Genomic DNA, 15,052 nt, shown 5'->3' with positions numbered 1-15,052 from the left:
TTGTGAACCAGGACCGGCGTGGCCCCCGCGAGCACATAGTACGTGTGGATGTCGCGGATGGTGAGGTCGTGGGTGCGTTGTTGTTTGTGGTGGGTGTGGGTGGCGGTGAGGACGGCGGGGTCGCCGGTGGGGGTGGTGAGGTGGGTTCCGGGGGTGAGGTCACCGGCTTCGATCCAGGTGGATTGGGCTTGGNCCCAGAAGGGGTGGGTGGTGGTGGAGGTGAGGGTGGTGGTGCCGTCGGGNGTGGTGATGGTGAGGTCGACGAAGTGCTTGTCGTCCTCGGTGGTGATGGTGCCCGCGACAGGGCGTGTGGTGGTGGTTCCTGTGGTGGGGTCGGTGACGGTGACCTTGTCACCGGGTTCGACGTCCTCGATGTTCGTGCTGGAGCCGTCGGCGAGGNGAACGTCAGTGCCGGGCAGGAAGCTGTGGAAGCAGGTGTTGGCGACACTGGGTTGGATGCGAGCGGGTATGTTCGCCGGCGCTTTGGGGACGGTCTTACCAGGAGTCTTCGAGGAGGCCTTACCGAGCGCCTTCAGCAGAAGCTTCCACACCTTCGGCGCTTTGGTGGAGCCTTTGGCCATGGCCCCGCCCGGGGAGGGGAGGAACGGGAAGAAGAACTCTGCCACCACTTCCCCGACCCGGAATATCGTGTCCTCTCGGGGCTCACCGAGCATCTTCTTCGGGATGTTGTAGCCGTTCGGGAAGGGAGACTGCTCACCGGCCTCCATTTCCCGAGCTTTTTGCCCCTGCCCCGTCAGGATGTAATAGCCTTTCAGGATCTTCGTCGCGGACTCGTAGGTTCCATGAATGAAGCCGTGCATGAAGGACCCGCTCGCGCCCGTCGCCCGCCCCCACTGGCGTTTGACCCATCCACCGCCCTGTTTGGCTTTGTCCCCGACCTTGCCGGCCACGCTTTTGGCCGCATCGATCAGGCCACCGAAGAGCAGTCCGGTGGGGTCGCTGTACGTGGCGGGGTTGTTGTTGGCGTAGGCGTAGCCGTTGAGCTGTTGTGGATTGGCCGGGTCCATGACGGGGTCGACGCTGATGAAACGACCCGTGGCGGGATCGTATTCGCGGGCGCCGAGGTGGGTCAGGCCGGTGGTGGAGTCGGTGGTGCCACCGACGAACCCCTTGGTGCCCGGCCAGGCCACGGGGGCCTGTCCCCTGGGCCGCCCGAACGGCTCGGTCCGGCGCTGCTGCATCGTCAGCGAAGCATCGGTGGCGATGGCGAGTTGACCGGTGCCGTGGTGGTCACCGACGACGAAGGACAACGCGCCGTCGTCCGTCTGGATGGCCTGAAGGCCGTTGCCGAGGTCGATGTACCGAGTGACCTTCGGCGTGCTGCTGCCCTTGGCCAGCGTGATCTCGGTGGCGCCGAGGTACAGGGTCGTCTCGGTGTCCGTACGCCCGATCAGGCGATTGCCATCCGCGTCGTACACGTACGAAGTGGTGCGGTCCGCGTCGCCTTCCACCGGCTCGGTGACCGATGCGACGTGTCCCTCCAGGTCCCAGGCGTAGGTCTGGGTGTTCCCAGCGACGCTGCGGGTCTTGAGATCACCCGTGGGGTGGTAGGTGTAGGTGTCCTGCGCGGTGCCGGTCGGCCCCTGCGTGGTCACGGAGGTCAGGGCGTGCGGCTGCCCGCTTCCGGCGGCGGGGTAGGTGTAGCCGCGGGTGGTGTCCTGGGTGGGGTCACCGGCAAGGTCGTGGTTGGTCTCCGTGAGCCGGTTGCCGACCTTGTCGTAGGTGTACGAGTTCCAGTACGGGGCCGGGCCCCCGACCACCGACGCCGACGGGGACGCGGCACAGGTGGATGTGGCCTGGGTCCACTCCGCGGTGATGCGGCGGAGGTAGTCGTGGGTGAAGCACTGGGTGTCCGTACCGGTGCGTGAGGTGTCGGAGACGGACAGGACGTTGCCGGCTGCGTCGTAGGTGTACGTGGCGTCCTTGTCCACCCCACTGGCGCCCATGCGGTGCACCTGGGTGTTGGCCAGGCGTTGGGTGCCGTCCTCCCAGGTGAACGTCACGTCGACGAAGTTCTGGGTGGTGTCGTTGCTCAGGCTCGACAGCAGGGGTTTGCCGGTGAGGCTGTAGGTGGTGGTGGCCTTCATGCCGTCCCAGTCGCTGATCGCGACGGGGCGTTGGACGGCGTCGTAGGTGTAGGTGACACCGCCACCTGGCAGGGAGCCGGCCGGTGGGAAGTTGTACCCACGGAGGGTGCCGTCGCTGTTGTAGCCGGTCTGGAGCGGATAGGTGCCCGCGAGGGCGCCCTCGTTCTCGGGGATGGTGACGTTGACCAGGGTCGGCCGGTACAGCTTGTCGTACTTGGCGACCGTGCTGGTGTACGGGTGCCCGTTGTCGTACCGGGTGCTGGAGGCGAGTTGCCCCTTGCCGCTGCTGACCGTGTCGTACGTCCACGCGGCCAGCAGGTCGCCGGTCTCGCTGCCGCTGCGGAGTTCGGTCGGCCGGCCCAGGTTGTCGTAGGCGTGGAACAGGGTCTGTTCGCGGGCGTCGGTGGTGGACACGAGCAGGCTGCGGTCGTCGTAGGACCTGCGTGTGGCCCCGCTGTCCGGATCGGCGGACCTGGTCAGCCGACCGAGCTGGTCGTAGGCCCATTCCCAGGCGTTGCCAGCCGGATCGGTCAGCGTCGCCATCTCACCCCCGGGGGTGTACGTGTACCGGGTGGTGTCGAACGGTGCGGTGGCGGAACGGGTGTGGTGCTGGCGCAGCTCCGTGGCCCGGCCGCGAGCGTCCACCAGGGCGGTGGTGGCGGTCGCACCCTCGGGTGGAATCACGGTGGTGCGGTCACCGTGATAGGTGGTGCGGCTGGTGGCCCACGTGACGGTGTCGCTGCCGTTCCCGAGTACCTCCTTGGACTCGGTGGCTCGCCCCAGTCCGTCATAGGTGGTCCACGTCTGCGATTCGACCTCGCGGGCGTCCTCGACCGTCTGGAGGACGATTGAGGGGGCGCCAAGGGCGTAGTAGGGGGCGAACGTCTTGGTGGGCAGGCCGCGGTCGTCGTAGAAGGTGTCGGTGAGCAGCCTGCCGCCGTCCGGGCCGGGTGACTGGGTCTGGCGGGGGCGCAGGAACCCGTCATAGAGGGTGTAGGACGTCAGCCTGCCCTGGGGTCCGGGAACGATGGTGCCGACGGCGGCTTGCCGGTTCTCGGCCACGGCGTAGGTGAACTCGTAGCTCGGATCGGTGTAGTTCTTCACGCGGTCGGGCCGCCAGATCTTCCAGGTCCGGCCGAGCGCGTCATAGATGATGTCGGTGCGCAGGTTGTTGGTGTCGATCTCGGTGACCGGCAACCCACGCAGCGGTTCCAACGTGGTGGTTGTGGTCTGCGCCGTCGCTGGATTGTCGGCGTCGGCGGGCGGGCTCGTCACCTTGATGCTGGTGGGGATGCCGGTGGTCGGCGTGTAGGCGGTGGTCGTCGTACGGCCGTCGTCGCGTGGGGTTCGGGAGAGCTGTTCGCCGGCGGTGTCGAAGACCACGTTCGCGGTGAGGTCGGTGACCGCCAACTCGCGACCGTATTGGTCGAAGGTGACTCCTGACTCAAGGTAGGTGGCCTGGGTTCCCGAGTGCTTCTTCAGGGTGGCCATCGCGGTGGCGTCGCCCTTGGTCGGGGCCTGACCGTAGGCGCCCCCGTCGTAGGCTGTGCGGACGTCGGAGATGACGTCGGTGCTGCGGTCGGGTGTGGCGTCACAGGAGACGGCGACCGTCTCCACCCGGGAGACCGCGGAGAGGAAGTTCCCGTCGCCGGCTGGCGCGTACCACGTGCGGGTGCACTGGTTGTCGTTGCTGACCGCCGCGTCTCCCCGGTCGTCCACGGTGACCGGGCGTCCCGCCACGGTGTCGTAGGTGGTGGAGCTGGTGGCCACGCGCCACTCGGCCCCCGCGCCGTCGTCCAGCGACAGGTAGTCCCGACTGGAGGCAATACCCGAGAAGTCCGCGGTGACCGTGCCCCAGGGGCGGGTCCGACTGGCGGTCTGGTGGTGCCACGGCCGGTCCACCGTCTTGCTCAGGATCTTCCCGCCCGGCGCGGAGTAGGTCTCGGTCTTGTAGGCGAACCCAGCGACTGAGGAATGATCGACGATCGGGTCACCCTCGCCCTCGCCCAGGGTGACGGTGACGTCCTTGGTACCGCCCTCGGGTCCGGCCCGGTCGCCGTGCATGCCCCGCAGGAAATAGGAGTCCTGCTGCGATTTCATGCCTTCGCTCGGGCCCCCGGTCAGCTCCCGGACGTGTCCGTAGCCACGCCAGGTGGACCAGGTCTTGAACTTCTCCTTGGTCAGCCCGTCATCGTCGTCATAGTGCCAGGCCGCGCCGTCCAGGTACTGGTACCGGGTCACCTCGGCCTCGGCGCCACCGGTGAGGTCGGTGGCCGCCACCTCGCTCACCACGTACTTGTTGAACCACTGCTGGGTGGGTCCTTCCGTGGTGGTACCGCCGACGAACTGTGGGAAGCACCGCGTGGTGTTCGACTCAGGCGTCGGCAGCGCGTCCCAGTCACACACGGGATCGGAGTAGTTGACGGCGACTTCCCCACCGAACTCGTCCAGGACGGAGGACAGGCGTGCCTTGATGAACGGAGCCTTGCCATCGCCGGTACGGTCCAGGCGGTTCGGTCGCTGGGTGTAGTCGAACGTGACCTTTGGCAGAGCAATGGCCGGGGTGGCAGCCTTCCCGGTGTGCTGCACCGAGGTCAGGAGGAGTTGACGGTCGACGTCCGCCTCACCCCACTCGTGCCCCAGCGTCCAGGAGTCCACCGTGGTGTAACTGTCGGCCTTGAGGATCTGTGCGTCGATCTGGGTCAACCGCTTGCGGGTCCAGAACGTGGGGGCCAGCCGGCCCTGGTCGCAATCCGTGCCCGCCGCGCAGTTCAGATCCCAGGGGGTGTCCTGCCAGTACTCCGGATGCTCGTCGATGGCGTCCTCAGCGCAGCTCGTCGCGCCTGAGAGGCAGCGTTCACTGGAAGTGAAGTCCACCTTGGCCAAGGCCTTCTTGGCGTACAGGTCAGTGGACTCGAGGCCGTACTCGACCCGGTCCAGGTAGCCACCACGAATGTAGGAGGTGTCGTCCTCGGCCTTGAGATTGCGGCCGTAGGAGTTGGTCTCCTTGGTGTAGTAGTACGCCATCGCGTTGCCGTGTGGGTCCACGACGTAGTCCAGGTTCCACCGCCATGCCTGCTGGCACCAGGACTCAGCGAACGTCGACGCGTGGCACGGGTCGTTGGCGCCGTTGCCGAAGACAGGAACGGTCCAGGTGGACTCGGTGGTGTCCTTGCCCGCTACCCAGCCGTTGAGCTTGTTGTTGTACTCGAAGAAGTACTGCGTGCCGTCCGGGGTGGTGACACGCCAGTACTCGTTGTTGTCGTCACCGTTGTCGCGTGCGCTGTTGGTCAGTCTTGCGATCTTGGTGCCGTCGTCATCCTTCAGCTTCCACTCGTTCTCGCTGACCGGGACCAGTTCGCCGGCGCCACCGTTGAAGGAAATGGTGGCGTTGTCGTAGCCCCAGCACAGATCGCCCGGCTTGTTCCCGTCGGCGTTGGTCACCCCGTCGTCGGAGCAGGGCTTGTAACGGCGCTCGATGTAGCCGGGCCCCAGGTCGAAGCCGTCGCCCACCCAGGAGGACTGGTTGTTCGTGTTACCCGTGCGACCGTCGATGCGCCCCGAGGAATAGTTCAGCGAGACGTCGGGCACCAGCCCACCCGGCACGTCGGGCGCCGGCATTCCATAGGCCCAGTTGAAGTGTCCCGAGGAGAGATCGGTGTTCCACGTCGCCGCCGACGACAGCGGGCTGGCCCGGAAGTCCCCCGCGTCGCTGGCGGCCTCGGCCACGACCGCCAGCACCGTTGTGGCATCCGTCCGCAGCGGCGCCTCGCTGGAGGTCAGCGTCTGCTTCTCGGTGTCATTGCGACTGGCCAGGGGTGTGGCCTCCCGGCAAGGTAACCGGCTCGGCGTGGTGAGGACACAGTCGGGGAGCTCGACCAGGCGCAGCCTGGACGCGTGAGCACCACCGAACGCCTGGGCGAAGTCGGTGTAGTCCACGGTCACCGTGGTCTGCGTCGGCTTCTTGAACGACGTGTCCTTCGGCGTGAGCGTGAGCAGCAGTCCGTTGATCCCCGCGGCCTCCGCCCTGTGCTGCTCCAGGACTCGCACCTCGGTTCTTCGTGGGTGCGGTGTCGACGGAATCGTGAGGGCGATCGGCAAGCCGCCGGGCTGCACGGTGGCCGTGCCGCTGGCGGCACCCTGGTCCATCTGTATGACGGCGCTGGCGGGCTTGGGCCACTGAGCTCGAGGGGGTTTCGCCGCGGGCCTGGGACCAGTGTCGTGCCTGCTGCGCTTGGCCTTGGCGTCGTGCACGGCGACCGGCTTCTCTGACGCGGGTACCTCAAGCCGGTCATCACTCGCCCGCGCGGTGTCAGGCAGCGCGGTCCCTTGGAGAAGCGCGGCGAGGAGGGCGGCTGACACGGCCGCCGCGAGAGATCGTCCCCATACCCACCGGTCGCGTGCCCTCACCCTACGGTTCATGCTCTCGTCATCCCTTCCCTGGTTCGCCGGCCCTGGGGGTGCCCAGGCCCGGTACACAGCTCTCTGTGTCAGTGGACGAACGGCAGGTCAGGTCGGCGGCACGGTGAGCCACCCCCGACCCGTGAGACGGGTCAGTCGGCACCCGGGACGGTTGTCGGGACTCCGGGCCAGCCCTCAGCGAGCTTCTGCACCTGTGGTGCGGTCAGTGATCCCTGGAAGGTCCACACGTCGTCCAGGGCGCCGGGCCACGTCCGCGTGCTCCAGGTGTCGGCCTGTTTGTCCCGGCCGAGTTGCAGGGACTTCGTGGCGTTGAACGACGGGACGTTGGACGACCAGGCGACCTCGTCGGCGCAACCAGGGTCGTCCGCTGCCCCGTCGTTGTCGGCGTCGGTACAGGTGAACTGGTGGAGTTCCCCGTTGACGTACAGCTGGAGGTGGTCGGCGAAGCCGTCGTACACCAGCGCCAGGTGCGTCCACTCCTCCGGGAAGAAGGCGGGGCTGGACACCGTCACCGTGGGAGCACCGGCCGTGTCGGCGCTGGTCACGGTTGCTTCCCACCGTCCCAGGGGTGGGGGCTCTCCCGTGGTGGACGGTGGGACGTAGCGGATGGTGTAGGCGCTGTTGTGGGCGCCCTCCTGACTGACCACCGTCACGGCGCTGTCCGGGGTCCGGCCGGCCAGTTGTGCCCAGGCGGTGACAGTGAAGCTCACTCCGGTGTCGGTCGGAGCGCTGCTGGTGTAGGCGTATCCGGTGTCGCTGGTCAGGGCGAGAGCACCGGAGTCCACCCGGCTTCCGGTGGTGATCTCGGCGTCGCCGTGGAGGGTCATGGCACGTGCGTGGGTGGAGGCGTCAGGGGTGGTCGGTGGGGTGGTGTCGGTGGCCTGGTCCAGCTTCCAGCGGCCACTGACCACCGGGTGTTGCCGGAACAGTTGACGCACCTCGTCCGACGACAGGGGCCGGTCGTACAGGCGCAGGTCGTCGATGTCGCCGGGGAAGTAGTTGCCGGGGGTACCGCTGTACGATCCGGCGCCCATCTGTAGTGGTCCCGAGGCGTACCAGGCGTTGCCGGTCAGGGTGGTGGTGCCGGCCCGTTGGCCGTTGACGTACAGGGTCAGGGTGTGGGTGACCATGTCGTGGACGCCGACCAGGTGGGTCCACTCCCCGCCCTGCGGAGCTGGTCCGGTGGTCTGGATCGCACGGTGGGAGCCCGCGTCAGGGGTGTCGGCGTCGTGCTGGTTGAAGATCCATTTGTCGTAGTAAGCGGAGTAGAACAGTTCCCCGCCGCTCTGGTGGGTGCCGGTCTGGGTGACCACCACGGCGGTGTGGTCGGGTTTGGTGGCGTCCAGGCGGACCCACACCGACATCGCGAAACTCCGGAACGTGTTGATGTGGGGGGCTCCGGCCACCCCGCGGTCATCGACCCCGTCCAGGCGCAACGCGGTGCCGGCCACTCCGACGCCGCCCGGGGTGGGGCCACCGTGGAACACCGCGGGCAGCACGTCGCCGTGGCCGGCCACCTCGGTCACGCCCTCGCCCGGAGTCTCGTCGAGGGGGAACACTGCCACCGCGGTGCGGTAGGGGCCGTCCAGGCGTTGCTTGCCGAACAGTTCGGAGACCTCACTGGCGGCGATGGGCCGGTCGAAGAACTGCACCTCGTCCACCGCTCCGGGGAAGAACCTGCCCGGTGCGCCGTCGCGGACGGCGGCGCCGAGGGTGATGCCCATGCGGGCGTCCCAGGCCGTGGGCGCGTACGGGGTGGTGGCCGCCAGGGCCCCGTTGACGAACAGCCGCATCTCGTGTGCGGTGGCGTCGTAGGTTCCCACCAGGTGGGTCCACTGACCAGCCTGTACTCCGGGGGAGCCGGACTGGACGGCCCGCACCGTCGTGGCGCCCGCCGTGTCGGTGGCGTGGCGGGTGAACGCCCACGCGTCGGCGCTCTTGGCGTAGGACAACTCGAACCCGGGAACGTTGATCCCGGACTGAGCGACGACGACGGCATCGCCCCCGGGTGCGGTGGCGGGCTTTGCCCAGGCAGCGACCGAGAACCCGACGCTGGTGTCCACCACGGACAACGGCGTGCGAACGTGGTCGTCCACGCCGTCCAGACGCAGTGCCGTGTTGACGGCTCCCTCGGCGCCGAGAGCCGCGCCGCCGTACAGGGTGGCGGTGCGGGGCGGGGTGGAGCCCCTCGCCTCGGTGGCACCTGCCGGGTCGTCGAACTGCCAGGTCGCACGGTCCGGCTGTCCGGTCTTCACCCGGAAGTGGTAGGTGTCGGTGCCGCTGGCGTTGCCGGCGGAGTCGTACGCCTTGGCGGTGATGAAGTTGACTCCTGCCCGACTCGGCAGCACCTTGATGCTGCGCGGGGCGCCGTCTGTGGTCGTGATGGTGTTGGCCGGCGTGGGGTCCCCGTTGATGCCGTACGCATAGCTGGTCACGTCACTGCCGGCACCGGCGAGGGTGAACGTGCCGTAACGCCCCACCCCGTCAATCCACGGATCATCGGGATCTTCCGACGTTGACGGTGGATACTCCAGAGACGTGATCTGGGGTTCCTTCGGTGCCGTGGTGTCCAGGACGAAGTAGCAGCCGTTGTCGGAGCTCCACGGTGACCAGTTTCCCCGTCCCACGAACGGGCGCGGAAGGCCACCCGGTGATGTTCCGGTATCGACGACGGCAACGTGATCCCGAAGTCGGAACCGGAACTCTTCGACGTGGACCTCGTGGATGTCCACCTGGCCTTCCAACCGTCAGCGCTCGTTGCCCACCACACCTGGAACTGCACCGCGACCGAGTCACCGTCCGGGTCGGTGACATCACTGGCCCGTACCTTCGGCAGAATCCGCACCCGCGCGGGCTCGGACGCGGTCTTACACGTCCCCCCGGGGTCCATCGTCAACTGCGACATCCGGATCTGCGACGGCGGGCGGTTGTACTTCACCCGCAGGAACGCGTCGTCGGAGAACCTCTTCCACGCGTTGGGATCCGTCTCGTCCTCGGCCTTCAGCCCGAATGTCACCTGGGACCATGACCGTGACGCCGCGAGGCTGACCGTGTCCTTCACGTTGAACTCCGCGTCCGCCGCCGCACACCCCACACGGCCGTACGCGATGTCCTGTGTGTCCACGTAGTCGATCCAGAAGTCGGACGTGTACTGCGAGTTCCAGGTCGTGGACGAGGAGATCGCCCGGGTCCGCCACAGGTTCACCTTCGCCGGGTCACACGACGCCGCCCACGTCTCCCGGACCACGAACTCCGCCGAGAGGATGGTCTTCCCCACGAACCGCGACGTCGGGATCGTGTAGAACAGGCGCTTGGTGTCATGCGGCATGCAGTAGTCCCAGTTGCAGTACCCCATGCCTGCGTCGGACTCGTCGTTGAACCGCCACTGCGGAGAGTCCGCCCAGTACTTCGACGCCATCGTCCACGCGGTCGCCTTCGGCGAGTACCACTGCGGATCGATCAGCACGGGGTACACCGTGTCCGCTCCCGCCAGTACCTCGCGGTCCGGGGTCAGCACCAACTCTCCCCCGCCCGCGGTGACGTCCACTCCCAGCGGCGCGAGCTTGCCCGATTCGGTCGGCGCCGGGAAGTCCTCGGCCGACGCACCCGCCGTCCCGGCTGTCGCCGCTGATCCGGATGTTTCCTGGCCCGCCGGCGCGGCCTGCTCCGGTCCACTGGAGTCCCACATCATCGGTGTCGGCGCGCTGAACACCACACCCCCGGCGCCGTTGTCCACCGCCTCCACTCCACCGGCGGGCCCCTCGCGCACCGACAGCGTCGCGGACTCCACCCCCACCCGCAGCTCAGCCAACTCCGGACTCTTGGCTGCCTGCGCCGACTTCACCACCAACAGTTGCGAGAAACCGTCCACCTGGGCGCGCACCCGCAGGTCCACATCCGGTAACACCTCCGGATAGGTCGCGGTGTCCCCCTCCACTCGAGGGGCAGGCAACGTTGTCGGCCACGAGAGCGCCAACGACCGTCCCGCTCGCTCCAACCGCACCAGCGGACCGTCGCCGCCACCCGAAAACTCCAGCCCCACCGTCACCGCACCCGGCACCAGCGTCCCGTCCGCCGACTGCGCCAGATCCGTGTCCACCGGCTTCCACGCACCGTCCACCCGAGCGCGTACCGGCCGCAGGTGCTCGATCGCCTCGAGTTCCCCCTCGGGCGTGGCGAACACCTCGCTGGTCTCCCCGCGCAGCGCGGTGGCCTCCACCCGCCGGCCGGAACGTTGTGCCGCTGATAACGCCTCATCAGCCGAGGAAGCCTTGGGAGAGGCTTGTGGTCCCTGTCGGGACGCCGCTGGTGCGCTGCTTTGTTCTGGCGCACCAGTAGGGGATGAAGCCCTTGCGGTCGCCCCAGCGAACGACCCCGGCAACAGGCCCATGGACAGGGCCAGGCTCACACCAGCAGCAGCAACCCCGCCCCACCGGCGGAGACGCCCCGTCCGAGCCACCATCCCCAGCCCTCCCCAAATCCCGCATACGTGAAGATCGTATGGAGCCAGGATGAAGGCTAGGGGCAGCCGTAAAGCGAGAACTAGACCGCCGTACCGGGACACTCAGTCAGGAAATCGACACCCAGCGATACAAACGGACGTGATCTACACCACATCACGAGTTCACCATCACGCAGCCCAGCGGCAGCCGCCTTCCCCGCCGCGCCACCGCCGAGTGGGCCCACTCCACGGCCACCCGCGCCGCGTCACCCTCAGCCTCGGCGATCCGCAGGTCAGCGCCGTAGCGGAGAATCCCGCCGAAGGCTCCGCGCCGCCGTGGGGCACCGCTCCGTCAGGTGTCACTCGTTCGGCTCTCCCGGCGGCCGGTCGGGGTCGTCAGTGCCGCGCCGGGCCGTCGTCATCGGGGGGCGGGGACTCCGAGGGCCAGGAAGGGGGAGGGCGGGGGTCGCGAGGGCGCACGAGGTAGCGCAGCCAGAGCAGGGCCACCATGGTGATCACGGTCCAGCCGACCGTCTGGATGACGATGACCAGGTGCTCCTGGGCGGAGGTGAGGGCGGGCTCGTCGCTCCCGTCCGGCGTCCCGGTCTGGCGGTCGGAGCTCGAGGCCAGGGCGATCGCGATGGCGATTTCACGCATCGAGTCCCACAGCGCGTGCAGCGCGACGACCCCGAAGTACGCGCCGAGGAGCCCGCCACTGGCGCGGAGTCGCCCGGTGCGCGCGGCGGCGCCGAACAGCACGGCGCCGACGATCGCGGTCCACAGGCCGTGTCCGAACGGCGCCAGGACGCTGCGCGCCACCTCGGTCTCCACCAGCGCCAGCAGGGACGACGAACCGGTGTCGGCACCAGCCGCCCTCAGCGCGTACCCGGCGTTCTCCAGCCCCGCGAACCCGAAACCCACGGCGCCCCCGAGCACGGCGCCGTCCCGCGCCCGGTAGAAGGGGAGCCCGACCGACACCAACCACAGCGCGGCCAGCTTGACGCCCTCCTCGATGACCCCCACGCCCAGGAAGATCCACACCGAGGGGCGCAGGAGGTAGTTCTCCAGCACCGCGGCGCCCAGCGCACCGAGTGTCGCCCCCGCCACGAACGCGGCCACCAGCCGCGCCGGTCTCAGCGCACTGTGTGGGCCGAGGCGACCGAACGCCCAGACGACGAACGTCACCGGCACCAGGAAGCTGCCGATCAGGACGAGCACGGAGAGGAGGGCGACGTCGCCGGTGGAGAAGGTGGCCAGTGCGGCGAGCGCCCACAGCACCAGCCCGCCGCTGAACACCCACAGCCACGGCGGAGGGCGGCGGGCGGGACCTCGACCCGCCCCGCTGGGTCCGGCCCGCACCATCCCGACCTCACCATCCAGCCACGGGTAACCTGCCGCATCCCAGTCCACGGCCCAGGCCTGGGAACGGCAAACCAGCAGACCCAAACAGCCCACCGGCGCCGACGGCGGGAGCTCGCACGGCACCGCGCCGGCCGCGGTCGCGCGCCGTCGCGACGGGTGGCGGACGACGGCGGCGGACGACGGCGGACGACGGCGGCGGACGACACGCGGAGCCGACAGGCGGCGCGCGGCCTTCCGTACGGGGCAGGCCGGCGGCGGACGACGGTGACGCGGGCCGCGCCGTGCGGCCCGCGTCACCGGGCGTCTCCGCCCGCCTGCCCCGCCGTCGGCGTCAGCAGCAGCGGCTCTGCGGGTTCTCCTCCCGGTGGCGGGTCCGCTGCCGCTCGTACGCGCGGCGGCTCGGGGCGGGCGTGCCGGGGTGCCGTTCCTCGTGGCTCCGGCAGAAGCGCTCGTAGGCGGCCGTGCCCGAGATCTCCCGCAGGTACCAGCGGACGTCCCGCAGGACGCGGGCCGGCGGCCCGAGCAGCACGGCCACCCTCACCGCCGGTGTCCCTTCGGCCCGGACGACGAGTCGCCGGCAGCGGCGCCCACGAGTTCCTCCGACCGCTCACCGGATATGAGGATCTTGGACTCGACGAACGGCGCCTCGGTCGTCGGCAGGGGTTGGGCGGACCGCACGGCCCGGACGCACACGACCGCGGCGTGGACGATCACCACGGCGACCAGCACCAGGAAGACGATCATGATGATGCCGTCCACGGTGGAGTTGAGCACGACGGTCTCCATGTCGTCGAGCGACTTCGCGGGCGGCAGCACCTTCCCGGCGTCGAGCGCGTCCGCGTACCGCTCACGCTGGGCGAAGAAGCCGATCTTCGGGTTGTCGTGGAAGATCTTCTGCCAGCCCGCGACGAACGTGACGGCGACGTCCCAGGCCAGCGGGATGCCCGTCACCCAGGCCCAGCGCAGCTTGCCCGCCTTGATGAGCAGCGTCGTCGCGACGGTCAGGGCGATCGCCGCCAGGAGCTGGTTGGCGATGCCGAACAGCGGGAAGAGCTGGTTGATCCCGCCGAGCGGGTCGGTGGCCCCCACGTAGAGGAAGTAGCCCCACAGGCCCACGATGATGGCGCTGGTGATCCAGATGCCCGGCTTCCAGGTGACGCGGCCGATCGGCTTCCACACGTTGCCGAGCATGTCCTGGAGCATGAACCGGCCGACGCGGGTACCGGCGTCCACCGTGGTGAGGATGAACAGCGCCTCGAACATGATGGCGAAGTGGTACCAGAACGCTCTCATCCCGTCACCGCCGAACACCCCGGAGAAGATGTCGGACATGCCGAAGGCGAGCGTCGGCGCTCCTCCGGTCCGGGAGATCAGGCTGGTCTCCTCGACGGACTTGGCCGCCGCGGCCAGGTCGTCGGGGCTGATGGTGAAGCCGAGGCCGGCCACGGCCTGCGACGCGCTGTCCACGGTCGTGCCGAGGAGTCCGGACGGGGCGTTCATGGCGAAGTACAGCCCCGGGTCCAGCACCGATGCCGCGATCAACGCCATCACGGCGACGAACGACTCCATCAGCATCGCGCCGTAGCCGATGAGCCGGACCTGCGACTCCTTCTGGACCAGCTTGGGCGTCGTGCCGGAGGACACCAGGGCGTGGAACCCGGACAGCGCGCCGCACGCGATGGTGATGAACAGGAAGGGGAACAGCGACCCGGCGAACACCGGTCCGGTGCCCGACTCGGCGAACGGGGACACCGCGTCGTTCTTCAGCGACGGCGCGCTGACGACGACACCGATGGCCAGCAGCGCGATCGTGCCGATCTTCATGAAGGTCGAGAGGTAGTCGCGGGGCGCGAGCAGCATCCACACCGGCAGCACGGAGGCGACGAAGCCGTACCCGACGAGGCAGAACACGAGGGTCGTGGGTGACCAGGTGAAGGCGTCGGCGAGCGAGGAGTTCTCGACCCAGCCACCGCTGACGATGGCCAGCAGGAGCAGGGCGACACCGATGAAGCTGGTCTCGACTACCCGGCCCGGGCGCAGGTAGCGCAGGTAGAAGCCCATGAAGAGGGCGATGGGGATGGTCATCGCCACGGAGAACGTGCCCCAGGGGGACTGGGCGAGGGCGTTGACGACGACGAGGGCGAGCACGGCCAGCAGAATGATCATGATTGCGAGGACGGCGATCAGCGCCGCGGTGCCGCCGACCGTGCCGATCTCGTCCCGGGCCATCTGGCCGAGGCTCTTGCCGTTCCTGCGCATGGAGATGAAGAGCACCACCATGTCCTGCACGGCCCCGGCGAAGACCACACCGACGACGATCCACAGGGTGCCGGGCAGGTATCCCATCTGCGCCGCCATCACCGGGCCCACCAGCGGCCCCGCACCGGCGATGGCGGCGAAGTGGTGGCCGAACACGACGCGCCGGTCGGTGGGCTGGAAGTCCACACCGTCCTCGAGCCGTTCCGCCGCGGTGGCCCGCCGGTCGTCCAGTTCCAGGACACGGCGGGCGATGAAACGGGAGTAGAAGCGGTAGGCGATGGCATACGAGCAGAGCGCGGCAGTGACGAGCCAGATGGCCGAGATCTCCTCGCCGCGGGTGAGGGCGACCACGCCCCAGGCGACGGCGCCCACCAGGGCGACACAGGTCCAGATCAGAACTGACTTCGGTGTGGGTCTCGCACTGCGGACGCCGTTGGTAGACAAGGGTGCTCCAGAGGTT

At 68.7% G+C, this 15,052-nt stretch carries 6 protein-coding genes; all 6 read right to left on the bottom strand.

The annotated features are described in order from the left end of the window. On the bottom strand, positions 1-6,158 hold a 6,158-nt coding region (locus A3IG_RS29165), incomplete at its 3' end, for an RHS repeat-associated core domain-containing protein (RefSeq protein WP_051087433.1). Positions 6,159-6,661: 503 nt separating this feature from the next. Next, the gene (locus A3IG_RS35840; protein WP_322887991.1) at positions 6,662-9,010 is read right to left on the bottom strand and encodes a LamG domain-containing protein; all 2,349 of its coding nucleotides are present in this window, start codon (positions 9,008-9,010) and stop codon (positions 6,662-6,664) included. Further along, a complete protein-coding gene (locus tag A3IG_RS35835) occupies positions 8,962-10,749 on the bottom strand; it encodes a hypothetical protein (protein ID WP_322887990.1) in 1,788 nt (595 codons plus the stop codon). Before A3IG_RS35835 ends, A3IG_RS35840 begins: the two co-directional genes overlap by 49 nt. Before the next feature lie 618 nt (positions 10,750-11,367). Then, positions 11,368-12,333, bottom strand: coding sequence for a PrsW family intramembrane metalloprotease (locus A3IG_RS0109625; protein WP_018383353.1), 966 nt, complete (start codon positions 12,331-12,333; stop codon positions 11,368-11,370). Positions 12,334-12,664: 331 nt separating this feature from the next. Continuing rightward, on the bottom strand, positions 12,665-12,874 hold the full coding sequence (locus A3IG_RS0109620; RefSeq protein WP_018383352.1) for a YbdD/YjiX family protein: 210 nt from the start codon (positions 12,872-12,874) through the stop codon (positions 12,665-12,667). Beyond that, a complete protein-coding gene (locus A3IG_RS0109615) occupies positions 12,871-15,036 on the bottom strand; it encodes a carbon starvation CstA family protein (RefSeq protein WP_026220079.1) in 2,166 nt (721 codons plus the stop codon). Before A3IG_RS0109615 ends, A3IG_RS0109620 begins: the two co-directional genes overlap by 4 nt. Positions 15,037-15,052 lie beyond the last annotated feature (16 nt).

The organism is Wenjunlia vitaminophila DSM 41686, assembly GCF_000380165.1.
In the GTDB taxonomy this organism is placed as follows: Bacteria; Actinomycetota; Actinomycetes; order Streptomycetales; family Streptomycetaceae; genus Wenjunlia; species Wenjunlia vitaminophila.
This window is presented reverse-complemented; position numbering and strand designations above follow the sequence as displayed.

Bases quoted from the DNA above. Each gene is read 5' to 3' on its own strand.
- A3IG_RS0109625 (WP_018383353.1), bottom strand. From the start codon at position 12,333: ATGGTGCGGGCCGGACCCAGCGGGGCGGGTCGAGGTCCCGCCCGCCGC.